This window comes from Novosphingobium sp. fls2-241-R2A-195 (genome assembly GCF_030209485.1).
In the GTDB taxonomy this organism is placed as follows: Bacteria; Pseudomonadota; Alphaproteobacteria; order Sphingomonadales; family Sphingomonadaceae; genus Novosphingobium; species Novosphingobium resinovorum.
Genome location: NZ_JARVRY010000007.1, coordinates 66651 through 86112 on the forward strand (window position 1 = coordinate 66651; position 19462 = coordinate 86112).

The 19462-nt window shown below is 65.9% G+C and carries 20 protein-coding genes; 13 read left to right on the forward strand and 7 right to left on the reverse strand.

The window, feature by feature from the left end; translation table 11 throughout:
* Positions 1–28 precede the first annotated feature (28 nt).
* On the forward strand, positions 29–679 hold the full coding sequence (locus tag QRN25_RS07755) for a retropepsin-like aspartic protease family protein (protein WP_271183412.1): 651 nt from the start codon (positions 29–31) through the stop codon (positions 677–679).
* A gap of 160 nt (positions 680–839) precedes the next feature.
* On the opposite strand, the gene parC is transcribed toward QRN25_RS07755, so the two are convergent.
* Positions 840–3134 (reverse strand): DNA topoisomerase IV subunit A, encoded by a 2295-nt coding sequence (gene parC, locus QRN25_RS07760; protein WP_271183413.1) that lies wholly within the window; start codon positions 3132–3134, stop codon positions 840–842.
* Between the two features lie 110 nt (positions 3135–3244).
* On the opposite strand from parC, the gene QRN25_RS07765 reads away from it, so the two are divergent.
* Positions 3245–4114, forward strand: coding sequence for a DUF4349 domain-containing protein (locus QRN25_RS07765; protein WP_285018445.1), 870 nt, complete (start codon positions 3245–3247; stop codon positions 4112–4114).
* A gap of 6 nt (positions 4115–4120) precedes the next feature.
* Here the strand turns inward: QRN25_RS07765 and QRN25_RS07770 are convergent, their stop codons facing one another.
* From QRN25_RS07770 to QRN25_RS07780, 3 genes are read right to left on the reverse strand one after another with little or no spacing between them, the layout of a single operon-like run.
* Complete coding sequence (locus QRN25_RS07770; protein ID WP_285018447.1) at positions 4121–4453, reverse strand: 2Fe-2S iron-sulfur cluster-binding protein; 333 nt, start codon at positions 4451–4453, stop codon at positions 4121–4123.
* Position 4454: 1 nt separating this feature from the next.
* A complete protein-coding gene (locus tag QRN25_RS07775; protein ID WP_285018449.1) occupies positions 4455–5543 on the reverse strand; it encodes a cysteine desulfurase family protein in 1089 nt (362 codons plus the stop codon).
* Positions 5540–6595, reverse strand: a complete 1056-nt coding sequence (locus tag QRN25_RS07780; RefSeq protein ID WP_285018451.1) for a cysteine desulfurase family protein — start codon at positions 6593–6595, stop codon at positions 5540–5542. Before QRN25_RS07780 ends, QRN25_RS07775 begins: the two co-directional genes overlap by 4 nt.
* Positions 6596–6730: 135 nt before the next feature.
* Here QRN25_RS07780 and QRN25_RS07785 point away from each other — a divergent pair, with 135 nt between their 5' ends.
* Positions 6731–7387 carry an alpha/beta hydrolase gene (locus QRN25_RS07785; protein ID WP_008829460.1) on the forward strand — a complete coding sequence of 219 codons (657 nt, stop codon included), beginning with the start codon at positions 6731–6733 and terminating at the stop codon, positions 7385–7387.
* A gap of 40 nt (positions 7388–7427) precedes the next feature.
* Here the strand turns inward: QRN25_RS07785 and QRN25_RS07790 are convergent, their stop codons facing one another.
* On the reverse strand, positions 7428–7640 hold the full coding sequence (locus QRN25_RS07790) for a hypothetical protein (RefSeq protein ID WP_271183417.1): 213 nt from the start codon (positions 7638–7640) through the stop codon (positions 7428–7430).
* 211 nt (positions 7641–7851) lie between these two features.
* On the opposite strand from QRN25_RS07790, the gene QRN25_RS07795 reads away from it, so the two are divergent.
* Positions 7852–9687, forward strand: coding sequence for a DUF885 domain-containing protein (locus QRN25_RS07795; protein WP_285018453.1), 1836 nt, complete (start codon positions 7852–7854; stop codon positions 9685–9687).
* A 42-nt stretch (positions 9688–9729) separates the two neighbouring features.
* Here QRN25_RS07795 and QRN25_RS07800 read toward each other — a convergent pair whose 3' ends face one another.
* Complete coding sequence (locus QRN25_RS07800) at positions 9730–10083, reverse strand: hypothetical protein (protein WP_008829463.1); 354 nt, start codon at positions 10081–10083, stop codon at positions 9730–9732.
* Positions 10084–10338: 255 nt separating this feature from the next.
* Between QRN25_RS07800 and QRN25_RS07805 the strand changes: the two genes are divergently transcribed.
* Positions 10339–11424 carry an MlaA family lipoprotein gene (locus tag QRN25_RS07805; protein WP_285018456.1) on the forward strand — a complete coding sequence of 362 codons (1086 nt, stop codon included), beginning with the start codon at positions 10339–10341 and terminating at the stop codon, positions 11422–11424.
* A 198-nt stretch (positions 11425–11622) separates the two neighbouring features.
* On the opposite strand, the gene QRN25_RS07810 is transcribed toward QRN25_RS07805, so the two are convergent.
* Positions 11623–13227 carry a phosphoenolpyruvate carboxykinase gene (locus QRN25_RS07810; protein WP_285018458.1) on the reverse strand — a complete coding sequence of 535 codons (1605 nt, stop codon included), beginning with the start codon at positions 13225–13227 and terminating at the stop codon, positions 11623–11625.
* 274 nt (positions 13228–13501) lie between these two features.
* Here QRN25_RS07810 and QRN25_RS07815 point away from each other — a divergent pair, with 274 nt between their 5' ends.
* The 8 genes from QRN25_RS07815 (at position 13502) to QRN25_RS07850 (ending at position 19242) form a co-directional block, all read left to right on the forward strand.
* Positions 13502–14245, forward strand: a complete 744-nt coding sequence (locus QRN25_RS07815) for a response regulator transcription factor (protein ID WP_271183528.1) — start codon at positions 13502–13504, stop codon at positions 14243–14245.
* Entirely contained in the window at positions 14238–15809 is a 1572-nt protein-coding gene (locus QRN25_RS07820) for a sensor histidine kinase (RefSeq protein WP_285018461.1), read from the forward strand. The genes QRN25_RS07815 and QRN25_RS07820 overlap by 8 nt, the downstream gene beginning before the upstream one ends.
* Positions 15806–16231, forward strand: coding sequence for an HPr kinase/phosphorylase (locus tag QRN25_RS07825; protein WP_285018463.1), 426 nt, complete (start codon positions 15806–15808; stop codon positions 16229–16231). Before QRN25_RS07820 ends, QRN25_RS07825 begins: the two co-directional genes overlap by 4 nt.
* Positions 16232–16301: 70 nt before the next feature.
* Positions 16302–17219 (forward strand): RNase adapter RapZ, encoded by a 918-nt coding sequence (gene rapZ, locus QRN25_RS07830; protein ID WP_036524610.1) that lies wholly within the window; start codon positions 16302–16304, stop codon positions 17217–17219.
* 48 nt (positions 17220–17267) lie between these two features.
* Positions 17268–17672 (forward strand): PTS sugar transporter subunit IIA, encoded by a 405-nt coding sequence (locus QRN25_RS07835; RefSeq protein ID WP_008829470.1) that lies wholly within the window; start codon positions 17268–17270, stop codon positions 17670–17672.
* Entirely contained in the window at positions 17669–17947 is a 279-nt protein-coding gene (locus tag QRN25_RS07840) for an HPr family phosphocarrier protein (protein WP_285018468.1), read from the forward strand. Before QRN25_RS07835 ends, QRN25_RS07840 begins: the two co-directional genes overlap by 4 nt.
* Positions 17944–18777: a TrmH family RNA methyltransferase gene (locus QRN25_RS07845; protein WP_285018471.1), complete on the forward strand. Its 834-nt coding sequence runs from the start codon at positions 17944–17946 to the stop codon at positions 18775–18777. Before QRN25_RS07840 ends, QRN25_RS07845 begins: the two co-directional genes overlap by 4 nt.
* A 51-nt stretch (positions 18778–18828) precedes the next feature.
* Entirely contained in the window at positions 18829–19242 is a 414-nt protein-coding gene (locus QRN25_RS07850; protein ID WP_285018473.1) for an META domain-containing protein, read from the forward strand.
* Positions 19243–19462: the final 220 nt, after the last annotated feature.

Sequence of the window (19462 nt, forward strand, 5' to 3'; positions counted from 1 at the left end):
AAAGCCGCCGTGTGATAGAGCTGCCGTAATGGACATTGCCGAAATCCTGAAATTCCTTGCCGGACAGCCGTTGCTGGCGCTCGCCTTTGCAGGCATCGTCGCAAGCGTGGTCGGGGGAATGCTGCGACGCGCGCTTCCGTTGCTGGGCGGCTTGCTGCGCGGGGTGGGCAATCTCGGCCTGCTGGCCGCGATGCTGCTGACGATCGCTCAGGTGACACGCCTGACCACGGGTGCAGACTTCGCGCTGCCCCAACTCGGCATCGAGCGCCAGAACGTCGCGGGCGGGGAGACGCGCGTGCCGATGCAGCCCGACGGCCACTTCTGGATCAGCGCCACGGTCAACGGTGTGAAGCGCGATTTCCTCGTCGATACCGGCGCCACACTGACCGCGATATCCCCCGCGACGGCGCAGGAAGCAGGGCTCAAGGCCAATCCGCTCAATCGCTCGGTGCTGATGCGCACGGCCAATGGCACGGTGGAGGCGCAACTGGCGGTGATCGACGAATTGCGGATGGGCAATGTCGTCGCGCGCGAGATCGATGCAGTGGTCGCGCCGGGGCTCGGCGACGCCAATGTCATCGGCATGAACCTGCTGTCGCGGCTCGCCAGTTGGCGGGTGGAGGGCAGGACGCTGATCCTGGTGCCGCATCATCCGCAAGCGGAGAAAACCGAGGCCTGAGCTCCTCCTCGCTGCGACTAACTCCGACAGCGAGTTTATCCTCGTCATCCCCGCGGAGGCGGGGACCCATCTGATGTCGGCGCAATCGGCACTGTAAGGAGATGGGTTCCCGCTTTCGCGGGAATGACGACCTGTTTTCAAATCATGCCCAGCTCTACGACTACCCTTGGAACTTGTTGTCCCGCGGGAACCCGTTCGGCGGCAAGCGCCCGGCCGCACCGCGCGCGACCTTCCAGAGCGCCATGTCCTTCTCGGTGCGCGTACGGCCGCTTTCGCCGCCCATCGTCCAAGAGAGCCCATCCTCCAGCTTGAGCGTCGTTACATCGGCCATGCCGCCATCGCGGTAGCGCTGGAGAGTGACCCCCTGCCCCTTTGCCATGACCGGCAATTCCTCAAGGCTGAAGATCACCAACTTGCGGTTGTCGCCGACAACTGCGACGTGATCGTGCTCGGCCGGAATCTCGCGCACGGTCGTCAGCGTGACGCCGGGCTTGGTAGACATGACCGCGCGACCCTTGCGGGTTTCGGCGAGCAGTTCGTCCATCTCCGCCGCGAAGCCGCGTCCGATGTTGGAAGCCAGCAGCAGTTGCGCCTTGGGCTTGTAGACAATTGCCTCGATGATGTGCGCCTCGGCGTCGATATCGACCATGGTGCGGATCGGCTCGCCGAAGCCGCGCGCTCCGGGCAGCTTGTCAGCGCCGAGCGTGTAGAAACGGCCGTTGTCCAGCGCGATCAGGATCTTGTCGGTGGTCTGCGCATGGAACGCGAAGGCCGGGCCATCACCCTCCTTGAACTTGAAGTCGCCATCCAGAGCCACATGGCCCCTTGCCGCTCTGATCCAGCCACGCGCGGAAAGGATCACCGTGACCGGCTCCTTCTCGATCATCGCGTCCATGGAGAACTCGACGGTCTTGGTCGCCTGTGCGATCGTGGTGCGGCGACGGCCAAGCGCGGTGTCCTCGGCATAGTCCTTGCGCAAGTTGGTGAGGTCGCGCTTGATGCGGGTGCGCTGGCGGGCCGGGCTTTCGAGCAGCTTGTTGAGATCGTCCTGCTCCTTCAGCAGTTCCTCGTGCTCCTTGCGCAGTTCCATCTCTTCCAGCTTGCGCAAGCTGCGCAGACGCATGTTGAGGATGGCTTCGGCCTGGCGGTCGGTCAGTTCGAACTCGGCGATCATCACCGGCTTGGGCTCGTCCTCGGTGCGGATGATCTCAATGATCCGGTCGAGGTTGAGGTAGGCGATGATGTAGCCCGCCACCAGTTCGAGGCGCGAGGCGATCTTCTCAAGCCGGTGCCGGGTGCGGCGCAGCAGGATGTCGATCTGGCTATAGACCCACTCCGACAGCAGCAGCTTGAGCCCCAGAACGCCCGGTGTGCGGTGAGAATCGAGCACGTTGAGGTTGAGACTGAACCGGCTTTCAAGGTCGGTCAGCTTGTAAAGGCTTTCCTTCAGCAATTCCGGATCGACGTTGCGGCTCTTGGGCACCAGGACGAGGCGGATTTCCTCGTCACTCTCGTCGCGGATGTCCTCGAGGATAGGCAGCTTGCGGTCGCCGATCAGTGCGGCGATCTGCTCGATCAGCTTGCCCTTGGGCAGCATGTAGGGAATTTCGGTAACGACCAGTTGCCACTGGCCCGAGCCCAGCTTCTCGATGCCGGTCTCTTCCCACGCTCCGTCGGCACCGCGTCCAGTCGAGAAGCGCGCGCGCACGCGGAAACCGCCCTTGCCGGTCTCGTAAGCATGGCTGATCGCCTCGGGGCTGTCCACCACGAGGCCGCCGGTCGCGAAGTCAGGGCCTTTGAAGACCTCCATCAACTGCGCGTGCTCGGCATGGGGATTGTCGATCAGCAGCAGCGTGGCGTCGATGATCTCGGCGACGTTGTGGCTGGGGATCGACGTCGCCATGCCCACCGCGATGCCGGTCGCGCCATTCGCCAGCAGGTTCGGGAAGATACCGGGGAAGATGTCCGGCTCGCTTTCCTCGCCATTGTAGGTCGGGATGAAATCGACAGTGCCCTCGTCCAGCCCGGCCATGAGCTGGATCGCGGTCTTGGTCAGGCGCGCTTCGGTGTAGCGGTAGGCCGCCGCATTATCGCCGTCGATGTTGCCGAAGTTGCCCTGGCCCTGCACCAGCGGATAGCGCAGCGAGAAATCCTGCGCGAGACGCACCATCGCGTCGTAGACCGAGGCGTCGCCATGCGGGTGGTACTTACCGATAACGTCGCCGACGACGCGAGCGGACTTCTTGTAGGCGCTGGCAGGGTCCAGCTTGAGCTGCCGCATCGCCCAGAGCAGACGGCGATGGACCGGCTTCAGGCCGTCCCGAAGGTCCGGCAGCGAGCGCGCGGTGATCGTGGACAGCGCATAGACGAGATAGCGCTCGGACAGCGCCGCATCGAAGGGCGCATCGACGATGGCGTCGAAGGGATCGGATTCGTCGTCTGTCGTGGTCACCATGGTGGCGGGACACTAGCAGCGCCCTGCCCGGGGCCAAAGCCGATTTCGGCCGTTTTCCAGAACTTGCGACTGAGATAGATTCGAACGCGAATCGCGGGAGTTTCAAGAGGATGAAGATGCGCCGTTCGCTGCTGCTGCCGATCCTTCTCGCCACCGCGATTTCCGGCTGCGGCAGCGAGCCTGCTTCCGAACAGCAGGCGACCACCGTGGACATCCGCGAGGAGCCGCCGAAGGCCGGACAGAGCGCGGAGGGCAAGAAGTCCGAAGCAATCTCCGTCAGCGCACCCAACGCCCCTCGCATCGCCTATATCTATGAGTACGGCTACCGCCTGCCCGCCGATCGCATCGCCGAGGTGCAGCGCAAGCAGGCTGACATGTGCGAGCGAATGGGACCGACGCAGTGCCAGATCCTCGACATGAAACAGGGCAGCGCGGAGGGGAACTACGCTTCAGGCTCGCTGTCGCTGGCAGTCGCCGCACCACGTGCACGCGCCTTCGGAGCGGAACTCGGCCGGGTCGCGGGGAGCGCCGGTGGCTCGCAGGTGTCCGGCGGCATCTCGGGCGAGGACCTGTCGAAGCAGATGGTCGATACCGAAGCGCGGCTTCGCGCCCGCACCGTGCTGCGCGACCGGCTGATGGAAGTGCTCGCCACGCGCAAGGGCACCGTCGCCGAACTGGTCGAGGCCGAGCGCGGCGTCGCGCAAGTAAACGAGGAAATCGATCAGGCGCGCAGTTGGCTGGCCGAGATGCAAAACCGCGTGAACTTCAGCCGCGTGAACCTGACCTACGAAGCCGGATCGCCCGCTAGTGGCGGCTTCCTCGCGCCGATCCGGGGAGCGCTGGGCAGCGTCGGCTCGGTACTGGGCACGATCGTAGCCATGCTGATCATGCTGGGTGCGGTTGCGATTCCGCTGGGTCTCGTCGGCCTCGCCATTCGCTGGGCGGTGCTGCGCTGGCGGGGGCGCTCTTCGGCCGAGTGATGAGGGTCAGCCGATCTGCATGTCCCTGACGACGCCGGGGATGCGCACCGCGATCCCGTCCAGCGCATCCGTCAGCTGGATCTGGCAGGAGAGCCGGCTGGTGCGCGTCACCCCGGCGGCGAGGTCGAGCATGTCCTCCTCGTCGTCCGAAGCCGGGACCAGCTTGTCGAACCAGTCGGACGAAATGATGACGTGGCAGGTCGAGCAGGCCATCTGCCCCTCGCACGTTCCCTCGAGCGGCATCCCGGCGTTCTGAGCCACTTCCAGCAGGCGCGATCCCGGCTCGGCCTGCGCCGAGACCCGCGATCCGTCGATATTCACAAACAGGACATCAACCAAGTTATACTCCCTGCGCCGCCGCAGCGGCTTCTATTCTGGCGCAGGCATCCTCAATTTCCCTTAGTTCACTATATCGCCCGAATCCCAGACGGATAGAGCTTTTGGCATCCCTATCCGAAAGACCCAGTGCCTGCAGCACGTGGCTCGGTCTACCCGATCCGCTTGCGCAGGCCGATCCTGCCGAAAAGGCGAGGTCGCGCAGGTCCGACATCAGCCGCGCGACGTCCAGTCCCGGCAGGCGCACGTTGAGATTGCCGTGCCAGCGGTGTGTCGCCGATCCGTTAAGTGTCCAGCGTGAAAGGATTTCCCTCGCCCGCTCCCACAAACCGGCAACGTGAACCGCGTCCTCCTCCATGCGTTCTTTCGCCAGCTTGGCGGCGGCGCCGAAGCCTGCGCAGAGCATCGGGCTCAGCGTTCCCGAGCGCAGTCCCTGCTCCTGCGCGCCGCCGCGGATTAGCGGTTTGAGGTCGAGCCCATCACGCAGCCACAGCGCGCCGATGCCCTTCGGACCGTGGAATTTATGGGCACTCAACGCTACCATAGCGGCACCCAGCGGCACCCTGACCTTGCCAACGCCCTGCACCGCGTCGCACAGGAACAGCGCACCGGCAGCCTGCGCCCGCTCGGCGAGACGGTCGACCGGCTGGACGGTTCCGATCTCGTTGTTGACCTGCATCACCGCGACGAGATCGGCATTTCCCATAGGCACCTCGCCGTCGACGAGACCCTCGCTATCGACCGGCAGCACGGTCAGGTCGGCATCGACGCTGCGCGCGGTATCGAGCACCGCCGCATGCTCGATCGCCGAGACCGCGAGGCGGCTTGCACCGCTGCCGAGGATTGCAAGGTTGATCGCCTCGGTCGCCCCCGAGGTGAAGATCACCCTGCCGCCCGGCGGCATCAGCGCGGCGACTTGCGCGCGGGCCACCTCGACGGCGGCGGCAGCAGCCCGGCCCGGGCGATGAGGGCTATGCGGGTTGGCGAAACCTCCCGCGCCGCGCTCCCACTCTGGCCCGGCCAGCCAGGGCAGCATCGCCTCGCGCGCTTCGGGGGCGAGCGGCGTGGTCGCCTGATAATCGAGGTAGATCATGCGTTCACCTCGGCCCAGGCCCGTGCGAAGGCGTCGAGTTCGTCAGGCGTCGTGCTCCAGCCCAGCGAGATGCGAACCGTGCGTTTGGCCGTATCGGGATCGATACCGAAGCCCTGCAGCACCCGGCTCTGCTTGAGCGTGCCCGACGAACAGGCGCTCCCGGCCGAGATCGCGAAACCCTTGGCATCCATCCTGATCAGCATGGCCGTCGCAGAAATCTTAGGCGCGGCAACGGCGAAGATGTGCGAGCATTGCACGCCGGGCTGGATCACTTCACCATGTTCGGACAGTCGGTTCCTGAAATCGAAGCGCTGCTCCGCGCTGGTGGCCCAGCTTTCGATGCCGCCCGCCTCCAGCGCCGCCGCGAAACCCAGCGCGCCCGGCAGGTTCTCGGTCCCCGCACGGTAGCCACGCTCCTGACCGCCACTGGGCTCGATCATCGCGAAGTCGCGCACCAGCAGCGCGCCGATGCCGATCGGGCCGCCCAGCTTGTGCGCCGAAAGCACCACCATGTCGGCATCGGGCAAAGCGGACTTCCCCGCCGACTGCGAACAATCGGCAAGGAACAGGTCGCCACTCTCACGTACCTGCTGCACCAATGGATTGTCCGCATAGGGCAGCAGCACCGTCCCCGTCTCGGAATTGACCGATTGAACCGCGACCACCGCCCGTCCCGCCCCGGCAAGCACAGCGGCAAGCGCCTCGCGATCCACCTCGCCCTCGCGGACGGGAATGACCTGCGCATCCGGCGCCGCGCGGAATACCGCATCATGCTCCACCGCCGAGACCAGACGCCGCTCCGCCTTGGCCCGGCCGAGACCCAGCGCCAGCGCCTCGCTGGCACCCGAAGTGAAGATCACCTCGCCCTGCCAGCCCAGCGCCGCCTTCACGCGCGCGCGCGCATCCTCCAGCGCCGCGCGGGCGCCGCGACCGGCCGCGTGAGGGCTCGACGGATTGGCCCAGATCGCCGCTCCCTCCAGCCAGACGTCGCGTGCACAGGGCATCATCGGCGTGGTCGCCGCGTGGTCGAGATAGATGTTCGGGAGGGCCATTGCCTGAGACATTGCTTGCGAAGTTGTTTTTGGGACGAATATTTCTATATAGCCAACCTTCCTCTTTTCCACTCCCGCGACGGATCGCTGCACAGCGACTCGCGGGAGTTTCAACAAGTCAGGCCGCAAACACCTATGCCCGCAGTCATCTTCCCCGGTCCCGAAGGTCGTCTCGAAGGTCGTTTCCAGCCCGCAACGCGCCCGCGCGCGCCGGTGGCGATGATCCTCCACCCGCACCCGCAGGCGGGCGGCACGATGAACGACCGCATCACCCAGCACATGTACAAGACCTTCGTGGCGCGCGGTTTCGCAACGCTGCGCTTCAACTTCCGCGGCGTCGGCCGCAGCCAGGGCAGCTTCGACAACGGCATCGGCGAACTGTCCGATGCGGCGGCGGCGCTCGACTGGGTGCAGTCGATCCATCCCGAGGCTTCGACCACCTGGATCGCGGGCTATTCGTTCGGCGCGCTGATCGGCATGCAGTTGCTGATGCGCCGTCCGGAGATTCGCGGCTTCATCTCGGTGGCGCCGCCGGCGAACATGTACGATTTCTCGTTCCTCGCGCCCTGCCCGGCTTCGGGCATCATCATCCAGGGCACCGGCGATACGGTCGTCACGCCGAACGCGGTGCAGAAGCTGGTCGACAAGCTGCGCACGCAGAAGCACATCACCATCCACCACGACGAAATTCCGCGCGCGAACCACTTCTTCGAGCACGAGACGCCCGAACTGATGCGCTCGGTCGACAACTACCTCGACATGCGCCTCGCGCCGGATTGCCCGATCAAGTAATCCGTCAGGCCAGGCAAATTACATCACAGGCGTCGGAGCATCACTCCGGCGCCTGTTCCTTTTTCGCCTCGCTCGACAGCGACCGGCCATCGCGGCCCGGCAGCGTCCAGATGGCGATGTTGACGATCATCACCCCTGCCAGCACCAGCATCAGCGCCGCCTGCTTGCGGTAGCCGCCGCGCCGCAGCAGCGCGATCGCTCCCAGCACGAGCGCGACGACGGTGAGCACGAGAAGCGAGAGAGCGATGTCCATCCCCCTGCCTAGCGCAAGATCGCGCGAAGGCGAACCGTCTCGTACTTCAGCTTCTCCATCCCCGCTCAGCCTGAGCTTGTCGAAGGCCCATAGGCTGGGCGCATGGCCCGATGCTTCGACAAGCTCAGCATGAGCGGTGTGCTCTGGAAGCAGGACACCCCACCCCATCCAGCGGTTTGACACCCGCGAACCGCCTCGCCATCGTCCGGGCATGAGCCACACCCCCCATTCAATTTCCCGCCGTAGCGCGATCCACCTGCTCGCGGCCGGAACCGCCGCCGTCGCCCTGCCGGCCCGCACTTTCGCGACCTCTCCCGCCCGGCCCGGTGCCGCCGCGCTGCTTGACGAGATCGCCTGGAGCCTCCTCGACCACGTTCCCGAAAGCGCCACCGGGCTCGGAGTCGATACCGGCGCTCACAACGCCTTGCGTTCGCGCATGGAGGACCGCTCGCAGGCCGGGCGCGATGCCTATGCCGCCACCTTGCGCAAGGGCCTCGCCCAGATCGAGGCGTTCGATGCCAAGGGGCTCGACCACTCCACGCGCACCAGCATCGCCGTAGTGAAAAGCGCCTTCGCCACCGCGCTGGAGGGCTTCGCGCTGCCTTATGGCGACGTCGCGGTGGGCGGTTGGCGCAATACGCCTTACGTCGTCATCCAGAACGTTGGCGCCTACCTCGACGCCCCGCGCTTCCTTGATGCCGACCATCCCGTCAACACGCCTGCCGACGCCGATGCGTGGATCGCGCGCCTGTCGCAACTGGACGACCAGCTCGAAGGCGAGCGCGGCCGGATCATCGATGCCGCCGCCAAAGGTCTGGTGCCGCCCGACTTCCTGCTCGACCGCGCCATCGCGCAGATGACCAGCACGATCGCCGACGCGCGCAAGGACGGCGGCAGCCTCGCCGCCTCGATCGCCGGGCGTACGGGCAAGATGAGCGGCACTTGGGCCACCGACGCCCGCCGCATCATCGCCGCCGACGTCGTACCTGCGCTGGAGCGCCAGCTTGCCGAACTCCAGCGCCAGCGCGGGCTCGCGAAGAGAGATCCCGGCATGCGCGAAAGGCCGCAAGGCTCCGAATATTACGCCTGGGCACTGCGCGCCAGCACCACGACCCGCGTGCCACCCGAGGACGTCCACCAGCGCGGCCTGCAGGAACTCGCCGAGTTGCATGCCCGGATGGACCCGATCCTCAAGTCGCTCGGCTATACCGCCGGCACCGTCGGCGCGCGGATGACCGCGCTGGGCGAAGACAAGCGTTTCCTGTTCGCCGAGGGCGACCCCGGCCGCGCCGAGATCCTCGCGTTCATCCAGAAGCGCGTCGACTGGATACGCGCGCAGATGCCGCGCGCCTTCCGCGAACTCGTGCCCGGCAATGTCGAGGTCCGCCGCCTGCCGCTCTCCGAAGAGCCCGGCGCGCCAACGGCTTATGGCGGCGCGGGCTCCAAGGACGGCACCGTACCCGGCAAGATGTGGATCAACTTGCGCACCACCGACCTCCATCGCAAGTACGACCTGCCCACCCTCGTCCACCATGAGGCGATCCCCGGCCACGTCTGGCAGGGCGAATATGCCAATCGCCTCCCGCTGATCCGCTCGATCCTCGCGTTCAACGCCTATTCCGAAGGCTGGGCGCTCTACGGCGAGCAGTTGGCCGACGAACTCGGCGCCTATGACGACGATCCGGTCGGACGGCTGGGCTACCTGCAGTCACTGGCGTTCCGCGCCTGTCGCATGGTGGTGGACACCGGCCTTCACGCCAAGGGCTGGACGCGCGAGGAGGCGGTGCGCTTCTTCATGGAGAAGAACGGCAACAAGCGCGAGGAAGTGGTCAACGAAGTGGACCGCTACTGCTCATGGCCGGGACAGGCCTGCGGCTACAAGATGGGCCACTCGCAGATCGTGGCGCAGCGAAAGCGCGCGCAGGATGCGCTGGGCTCGGCCTATGATCTGCGCGACTACGACCAGACGATCGTGGACGGTGGCAACGTGCCGCTCGACGTGCTGGCGCAGAACGTCAGCGAATATATCGCTACGAAGAAACGGTAGGCACGGTGCCCTCCCGGACGGGATCCGGGAGGGTTCGTGAGTTCACGACTTGCCGAACAGGCCCTTCGCCATGCCGGCGAGGTCGTCCATGACGCTGCCGTCGCCGTCCTTGTCGAAGAAGCTGGCCGCCTTGCCGGGGTCGGAGGCGATGGCGCTGGCGAACTGGGTCAGCGAACCTTCGCCGCCGATCTGGCTGATCAGTTGCTGGATCGTGCCCACGTCGAGGCCGCTGCGCTCCGCCGCCAGCTGCGCGGTGTCACCGTCCTGCTGGTGCGCGATGCCGAGTGCGGCAATCGCCTTTTCCGCCACGGCCGGATCGAGCCCCAGCTTCGTCGCGAGATTGGTCACGTCCGCGTGTTCGCTGACCTGACCGAGAATGCCGTCGAAAAGTCCCATGTGTCTCACTCCAATGATGGACCCGTTGAATATGGGACCATGGCGTGACGAACGGAAGGCATGAAATGTCCCCATTCGCCGCCCATGTCCCGCGCGCCTGCCTGCCCTTTCGCGGGGATAAGATGCAAGGCACGCAATTGACGAATAGGGCAGCGGAGGATAGCGCTCCTAGTCACACTTGCGTATGGTTGGGGGCAGCCTGAGCCGGGGTGTATTCTGACGCTGTGGGCGCGAGAGCCCGACAAGGACTAACGCATGAGCCTGACGGCTGCCGCTGTCGCGGTGATGATAAGCTCGGTCGCCCCCGAGGCCGGTGTTCCGGCTACGACCCCGGTAACGACCGAAGCGACGACCTTTTCCCAGCCCGCTGCAGACGCGGCCACCGATGCACAGGCAGCGCCTGCGCAGCCGGCGACTGACGCCGCCGTGCCCGCTCCGGCCGAGCAGGCAGAAGCACCTGCCGATACCGCGCAGACCGGCAATGAAATCATCGTGATGCCGCGCAAGCCGCCCCCGCCGGGCGACCCGCTGGAGCGCATCAACGAGAAGTCGTTCCAGACCGTGCAGGCGGTCGACAAGGCCGTGCTCGAACCGGTAGCGAAGGTCTACAACAAGGGCCTGCCGCGCCCGGTGCGCCAGGGCCTGCGCAACTTCTTCTCGAACCTGACCGAGCCGGTCGTCTTCGTCGCCTACCTGCTGGAACTGAAGCCCGGCAAGGCCGCCGAGACGGTGGGCCGCTTCGCGATCAACACCACGATCGGCGCGGCGGGCTTCGTCGACATGGCCAAGCGCAAGCCGTTCAACCTGCCGTACCGTCCCAATGGTCTGGCGAACGTGCTGGGCTATTACGGCGTTGGACCGGGGCCGTACTTCTACCTGCCGATCGTCGGCCCGACGACGCTGCGCGACATCATCGGCGACACCGTCGACCGGGCGCTGCTGCCCGCCGTCGTAGGCTCGCCGTTCAACAAGCCCGAGGTGGTGATCCCCTCTACCATCCTCAGCCAGCTTGGCGAGCGCGCCGCCTTCGACGACGAAATCCGCCGCATCCGCGAGGAAGAGAACCCGTACGCGGCTTATCGCGAACTCTACCTGCAACAGCGCAAGGCAGAAATCGAGGCACTGCACGGCCGGGTCACGCCGGGCGTCGTTCCTGTCTACGGACCCGGCATGAAGACGGCGGGCAAGTCGAAGGCGTCGGAACAAGCCGCACCGGAAGCCCCGGCGGCGGAGACCGCTGCTCCGGAGGCAACAGTGCCGGAAGCCGCTGCTCCTACGACAAGCACGCCGGGGGTTCCCGCACCCACTCCGTCCATCGTGCCGGAACCCGTGCAGCCGTAAGCGATAACTTCCTCATTGCGAGCGTAGCGAAGCAATCCAGGACGGCGTTCAACTGCCCTGGATTGCTTCGCTACGCTCGCAATGACGAACGGTGGGTTGATCAGCTTATGGTAGTAGCGAGGCTGGGGTGCTTTGCCCTCAGGAAAAAAGGCCCCGGAACCGCAGTTCCGGGGCCTTTCTCATGCGTTACCGCCAGCCTCAGGCCGCGACGGGAGCCGCCTTGCGGACGCCCTCATCGACGTGCTCTTCGAACTGCTCGAAGTTGTCGATGAACTGCTTCACCAGCGTCTGCGCGGTCTTGTCGTACTCCGCACCGTCCGCCCACGCACCGCGCGGATCGAGCAGCTTGGTATCGACGCCCGGCACCGCCACCGGAACCTCGAAGCCGAAGTTCGGGTCTTCCCGGAACTCGGCATCGTTCAGGCTGCCGTCGAGCGCGGCATTGAGCAGCGCGCGGGTCGCCTTGATCGGCATGCGCTTGATGCCTTCCATGGTCGCCTTGCCGCCCGACCAGCCGGTGTTCACCAGCCAGCACTTCACGCCGCCCTTGGCGATGCGCTCCTTGAGGAGATTGCCGTAGACCGAGGGATGACGCGGCATGAACGGCGCGCCGAAGCACGTCGAGAACGTCGCTTCCGGCTCGGTCACGCCGATCTCGGTGCCCGCGACGCGCGCGGTGTAGCCCGAAAGGAAGTGATACATCGCCTGATCGGGCGTCAGCCGCGCGATCGGAGGCAGCACGCCGTAAGCGTCGGCGGTGAGGAAGATCAGGTTCTGCGGCACCGGCCCGAGGTTCTTCTCCGAGCAGTTCGGAATGAAGTCGATCGGGTAGGAACCGCGGCTGTTCTCCGCCAGCGAGTTGTCGTCGAGGTCGATCTTGCGGGTCACCGGGTCGATCACGACGTTCTCCAGCACCGTGCCGAAGCGGCGGGTGGTGGCGTAGATTTCCGGCTCGGCCTCTTCGGACAGGCGGATCATCTTGGCGTAGCAGCCGCCCTCGAAGTTGAACACGGCGGTGTCCGACCAGCCATGCTCGTCATCGCCGATCAGCGTGCGCGAGGCGTCGGCCGAAAGCGTGGTCTTGCCGGTGCCCGAAAGCCCGAAGAACACCGCCGTATCGCCGTCCGGGCCGATGTTGGCCGAGCAGTGCATCGGCATCACGCCCTTCACCGGCAGCAGGTAGTTGAGGATGCCGAAGACCGACTTCTTCATCTCGCCCGCATAGGCGGTGCCGCCGATCAGGATCAGCTTCTCGGTGAAGTTCACCGCGATCACCGTTTCCGAACGCGAACCGTGGCGCGCGGGATCGGCGCGGAAGCTCGGCAGGTCGATGATGGTGTATTCCGGCGCGAAGCCCTCCAGCTCGGTCGCGGTCGGACGCACCAGCAGGGTGCGGATGAACAGGTTGTGCCACGCGAACTCGTTGATCACGCGCACGTTGACGCGGTGTTCCGGCTGCGAACCGCCGAACAGGTCGGCGACGTAGAGCGTGTCCTTCTCACCCAGCGCCGCGAGGAAATCCTCCTTGAGCGCCGCGAAGTGCTCCGGCGTCATCGGCACGTTGGTCTTGCCCCACCATACGGTGCTTTCCGTCTCGGCGTCCTTGACGATGAACTTGTCCTTCGCCGAGCGGCCGGTGTGCTTGCCCGTGGCGACGACGAAGGGACCATCGGCCGAAAGCACGCCCTCCCCGTTCTTCACCGCATGCTCGACCAGAGGGGCCGTACCGAGGTTCGCGAAGATCTGGGCCTTCGTCTCTATGCCCTGTTTCGAGAGCGGATGGTTAAGGGTGGTCAATGTCATCTCCTCCAAAAGATGGCGTCGCTACGGGTATTCCCGCTGACGCTAAGTCGATTCCTGCGCAAGAATCGTGCCGCCGACTAAGCGGAGCTCTCTTTTCCGTCAAATTGACTTCAATTGGAACCATCAAGGGTTATTGGACCTTACATTTAATGCCCGCAGCGCGAGAATTTGCCATGTGTATGGAGAGCCGCTAGTCAGGCTGGCCCACGCAGCAGAAAGCACCGTCGCCGCGCCAATGGCCGATCCTTTGAATGCTCCTGCCGACGATGCGCCGATGCTGCCGCCCGTGGCTCCCGCCGACACGCCGCGCCAGCAGACGATCGCGCTCGTCGATGACGACCGCAACATCCTCACCACCTTGTCGATCAGTCTTCATGCCGAAGGTTTCGCCACGCGCGTCTACGCGGACGGCGAAACGGCGCTGAAGGCTCTCCTCGATAACCCGCCCGACCTGGCGATCTTCGACGTGAAGATGCCGCGCATGGACGGCCTCGAATTGCTCAAGGTGCTACGCGCGCAGTCGTCGCTTCCGGTGATCTTCCTGACGTCCAAGGACGAGGAGCCGGACGAGGCCCTGGGCCTTGCGATGGGCGCCGACGACTACATCGCCAAGCCCTTCAGCCAGCGCCTGCTCGTCGCGCGCATCCGGGCCATCCTGCGCCGCAGCGAACTGGCCAAGGCGCCGCCCGAGGAAGCCTCCGGGGCAGACATGCCCGACCCCGTCTTGCGTGGCAGGCTTGCGCTCGATCCGGCGCGGCATCAGGTCACCTGGGACGGCAAGCCCGTCTCGCTCACCGTCACCGAATTCCTGATCCTCGAAGCCCTGGCGCTGCGCCCGGGCGTCGTAAAAAGCCGCAACCAGCTGATGGACGCCGCCTACAGCGACGACGTCTACGTGGACGACCGGACCATCGACAGCCACATCAAGCGCCTGCGCCGCAAGTTCCGCGCCGTCGATCCCGAATTCGGCGCGATCGACACGCTCTACGGCGCCGGCTATTCCTTCGCCGATGGCTGAGCGATCCCGCTCCCGCCGGCGACGTCCGGCACGGCTTCTCCTGTCCTGGCGCGTATCGCTGACCGCGCGCATCCTCGCGGTCAACTTCATCGCCCTCGCCCTGATGGCCGGCAGCCTGTTCTATATCGACAGCTATCGCAACGAACTGCTCGCCGAGCGCTACCGGCTCGCCAAGTCCGAGGCGGAGATCACCGCCGACGCGCTTGCCGACGAAAGTTCCGCCGGTCGGCTCGCGCTGATCACCCGCATCGGCACGGAGCAGGATCTGCGCCTGCGCCTGTTCGACAGCCGTGGCGAACTCGTAGGCGACAGCTTCACGCTGGCGCCGCCCTCCTATCGCCTGATCGACCCGGCCTCCGAACCCTGGTTGCAGGACGCCGCGCGAATGCTCGACCGGGGGATGGACTTCATCCTCGGCGCCCCGGAAATCGCCGATTACCGCGACCCGACCGACACCAGCGCGCGCGGCTGGCCCGAAGTCCGCGCGGCTTTGGTCGGCCGGGAAACCTGGATCAACCACAAGGCCGCGCCCGACCGCACCCCCGTCATCATCGCCGCCACGCCCGTCGGCACCGACGGTTCCGCGCTGCTGGTGACCCGCAACGCCCGCGACATCACAGAGAACGTGCGCATGGCCCGCCAGACGCTCGCCATCATCGTCGGCGGCGCGCTGGGCGTCTCGATCCTGCTCTCGCTGTTCCTCGCTCGCACCATCGTCGAGCCGCTGCGCAAGCTGGTGCGGGCCGCCGTGCGCGTGCGCCTCGGCCGCGACCGCAGCGTCATCGTCCCGCGCCTGCCCGACCGTCGCGACGAAATCGGCCTCCTCGCCCGCGCCATCTCCGACATGAGCGGCGCCCTGCGCCAGCGAATCGACGCGGTCGAGAGCTTCGCCGCCGATGTCGCCCACGAGCTCAAGAACCCCCTGACCTCCCTGCGCAGTGCGCTGGAAACGCTCGACCGGGTCGACCAGCCCGACTTGCGCCGCCAGCTCCTCGGCATCGCGCAGGACGACGTGCGCCGGATCGACTTCCTCGTCACCGAGATCGCAGACGCAAGCCGCATCGACGCCCAGCTCAGCCGCACCACGTTCGAGCCGCTGGACATGGGCCGCCTCGTCCAGAACCTCGTCGCCGAGCGCGACCAGCGCGGCGTCAACGGCTCCAGCCCGGTCACCGTGACGATCGAGGATGCCGAACTGACCGTACCCGGCGACCCGCCACGCCTCGAACGCGTCCTGCAGAACCTCATCGACAATGCCGTGTCGTTCTCACCCCCGGACGGCCCGATCGAGATCACCCTGTCGCACATCGACAACCGCGTGAAGATCGCCGTCGCCGACCACGGACCCGGCATTCCCGAAGCATCGCGCGAACGCGTGTTCGAACGCTTCCACTCGCTGCGCCCCTCCCGCGAGGAATTCGGCACCCACAGCGGCCTCGGCCTCGCCATCGCGCGCACCATCGTTGAAGCCCACTTCGGCCGCCTGATCGCCACCGACCGCACCGACGGCCAGCCCGGCGCACGGCTGGTCATCTCCCTGCCGCGGTGGGAGAACGAGGCATGAGCGCCGAAGCCCGGCAATCGACCTGCGTTGCCATCGGCAACCGCGCCATCCTGATCGAAGGCGCTCCGGGCTCGGGAAAATCCAGCCTTGCGCTGGCCCTGATCGACCGGGGCGCGATGCTGGTCGGCGACGACTCCGTGATGCTCGAAGCTCGCGATGGATGGCTCTTCGCCGGCCCCCACCCCCGCACACGCGGCCTGCTGGAAGTCCGCAACCTCGGCCTGATCCCGCACGACTGCACCGAGAAAGTCGCGGTCGCGCTCGTCCTGCATCTCGACGGCTCCGCACCGCGCTACATCGAAAAGGCTGAGAGCATCGCGATCGGCGGCGTCGAGGCGCCCCTCATCCGCCTTGCACCACACGACCCGGTGCTCGCGATCAAGGCGGAACTTGCCCTGCAACGCTACGGGCTGCCTGTATAAAGCCCCTCGCACGGCGGGGACGGCCTTTTGGCCCCTTCCCTTTCCCGGCGGCAAGGCGCAGATAGCGACGATGGGGACTAAAGTGGGAAATCCGCAGCGCTTGCTGCTGGTTACGGGCATGCTGGGTGCGGGCAAGACGACGGCCTTGCGCGTGCTGGAAGACCTTGGCTGGGAAATCGTCGACAATTTCCCGGTCCGCATGCTCGAAGCGCTCATCGACGGCGCCCCCGAAGGCGATCCCACGCCGCTCGCCATCGGTTTCGATTCGCGTACCCGGGGCTTCGATCCCGAGCGCGTGATCGCGCAGGTCAAAAGCCTCAGCGAACGCCGCGACCTCGAAATCACCACGATGTTCCTCGACTGCTCCAGCAAGGAACTCGAACGCCGCTACAACGAAACGCGCCGCCGCCATGCCCTCGCCGCCGATGCGCCGGTCTCCACCGGCATCCGGGCGGAACGCGAACTGCTGGCGCCGCTGCGCCGCTGGGCGGACCTGCTGATCGAGACCACCGAATTCACCTCGAACGACCTGCAGCGGTCGATTCGCGAGCGTTTCGCCGAGAGCACCGCCGACGAACTCACCGTCACCGTCTCCAGTTTCGGTTTCTCTCGCGGGATGCCGCCAGTCGCCGACCTCGTCTTCGACATGCGCTTTCTCGACAACCCGCACTGGGATACCGAACTGCGCCCTCAGACGGGGCAGGACGCGCCTGTAGGCGACTATATCCGCAAGGACCCGGCCTGGGACGAGGCCTTCGCCCGCATCCGCGATCTCATCCTCCTGCTGCTTCCCCGCTACCGGGCACAGGGCAAAGCCTATGTCCACATCGCCTTCGGCTGTACCGGAGGGAAACATCGTTCGGTATTCACCGCAGAACAGATCGCAGCGGTCTTGCGTCAATCGGGATTTTCGCCCACATTGCTGCACCGCAACCTGGGCTCACGGGCGGCGGATCTTCTCGAAGGGGGTCTGCGGCGTGGAAAATAGAGACATGAACCGGGTGCGATTGCAGGAATTTCGGAGCGCACTCCCGGCATGATCGGCATGATTCTGGTTACTCACGGCAATCTCGCCGAGGAGTTCGTACACGCGATGGAACACGTCGTCGGCGATCAGGCCGATGTCGAGACCGTCTGTATCGGCCCGAACGACGACATGGAACGCCGCCGCTCCGAAATCGCCGACGCCATTGAAAAGGTGGACAGCGGCGAAGGCGTGATCGTCCTCACCGACCTGTTCGGCGGCACGCCCTCCAACCTCGCGATCTCGCTGATGCAGGCTGGCAAGGTCGAAGTGATCGCCGGGATCAACCTGCCGATGCTGATCCGCCTCGCCAAGGCGCGCGGCTGCATGCCGGTGCGCGAAGCGGTCGCCGCCGCGCGCGATGCGGGCCGCAACTACATCACGATCGCTAGCGAATATCTGGGTCAGGACGCATGAGCGACTTTCGCGATTCGGTCCTGATCGTCAACAAGCGCGGCCTCCATGCCCGCGCCAGCGCCAAGTTCGTAGGCCACGTCGCCGATCTGCCGGGCGGGGTTTCGGTGACGGTCAGCAAGGACGGCATGTCCGCTGAAGGCGGCTCGATCCTCGGCCTGATGATGCTGGGCGCGGCGAAGGGCGACACCATCGAAATCGCCTGTTCAGGCAACGGCGCCGATGCCGCGCTGGCGGTTCTGGCGGGTCTGGTACGCGACGGCTTCGGCGAAGAGTGAGCACCCCCTATTCGCCGGGCGGCATCGAGCGCCGCACGATCACCGGCTTTTCCAATCCCCTCGTCAAATTCCTGCGCTCGCTTCGCGACAAGAAGCACCGCAAGCGCGAGAAGCGCTTTCTGGCGGAAGGCCTACGCCTGCTCACCGATGCGCGCGAATGCGGCGTGCTGCCGGAGATGCTGGTCATGGCCATCGGCCGCGATCCGCATCCGCTGCTCGACGCCCTTGAGACCGCCGTAGCGGCGGCGGGCGGAGAGATCGTCGAGATGGACGTGGAAATCCTCGCCAAAGTTACCGGCAAGGATAATCCGCAGGCCGTCGCGGGCGTCTTCGCCGAATTCGACACGCGCCTCGCGAACCTCGACCGAGCCAGTTCGCCGATCTGGCTGGTGGCGCAGGCCCTGCGCGATCCGGGCAATCTGGGCACCATGCTGCGCACCGGCGACGCCGTGGGTGCGGGCGGCCTCATCCTCATCGACGATTGCGCCGATCCGTTCTCGGTCGAGGCGGTACGCGCCAGCATGGGCGCGATCTTTACCCAGAAGATCGCCATCGCGCGCTGGGAGGAATTCCAGGACTGGCTGCGCGGCGGTGATGGCCAACTGGTTGCAGCCTCGCTGCGCGACCCGACCGACTATCGGCAGGCGCCTTATGCTGCGCCGTGCTTCCTCATGGTCGGCAACGAATCGCAGGGGCTTCCGGCCGATTACGAGCAAGCCTGCGACCTGCGCGTTACCATGCCGATGCTGGGCCGCGCAGACAGCCTGAACGCCGCCGTCGCGGGCGCGGTTCTTGCCTACGAGGCACTCGCGCATCTGCGGAGATCCTGAGGCTCCGCGTTCATCCCATCCTCACCTCTCGGGCGTAAGACTCGATGGGTGATGCGACGACTCGCCCTCCTTCTCTGTCCGCTCCTGCTGGCCGGATGCTCCGACGCAGGACACCTCACCCAGCGCGGTCCTGCGGGAGAAAACTGGGTGGGCAGCCAATGGCACTTCGCCGCGATCGACGGTCGCGCCCCTGAGGACGCTGGCGCTCAAGTTGCGTTCGAAGGCGAGCACCTTCTGGTGCAGGTCGGCTGCAACCAGCTCAAGGGACCCTGGCGGATGGAGGCGGAACGCCTGATCGCCGGGCCTTTCGACCAGACCGAAGCCGTCTGCCCAAGTGCCTCATGGGAACAGGGCAATGCCGTCAGCGCCCTGCTCGCCGCAACGCCGCGCGTGACGGTGGAGGGCAAGCGGATGATCCTGCAGTCGAGTGGCCACATCGCAGAACTGACGCGCGCGGCCGACTAAGCCGGGCGCCTCAAGAGCATTACACTTTACGTAGAATAGTCATTGCGAGCGCAGCGAAGCAATCCAAAGTAGTCTTGAGCCACCCTGGATTGCTTCGCTGCGCTCGCAATGACGAAGGGTAGATCACGTCAGACCATCAAATCGAGGCACCCGCCCTCATCGTGAAACCATCTGACGCAGGTTCCATCGGCGCCGTCAGGAAATGGGTTCCCGCCTTCGC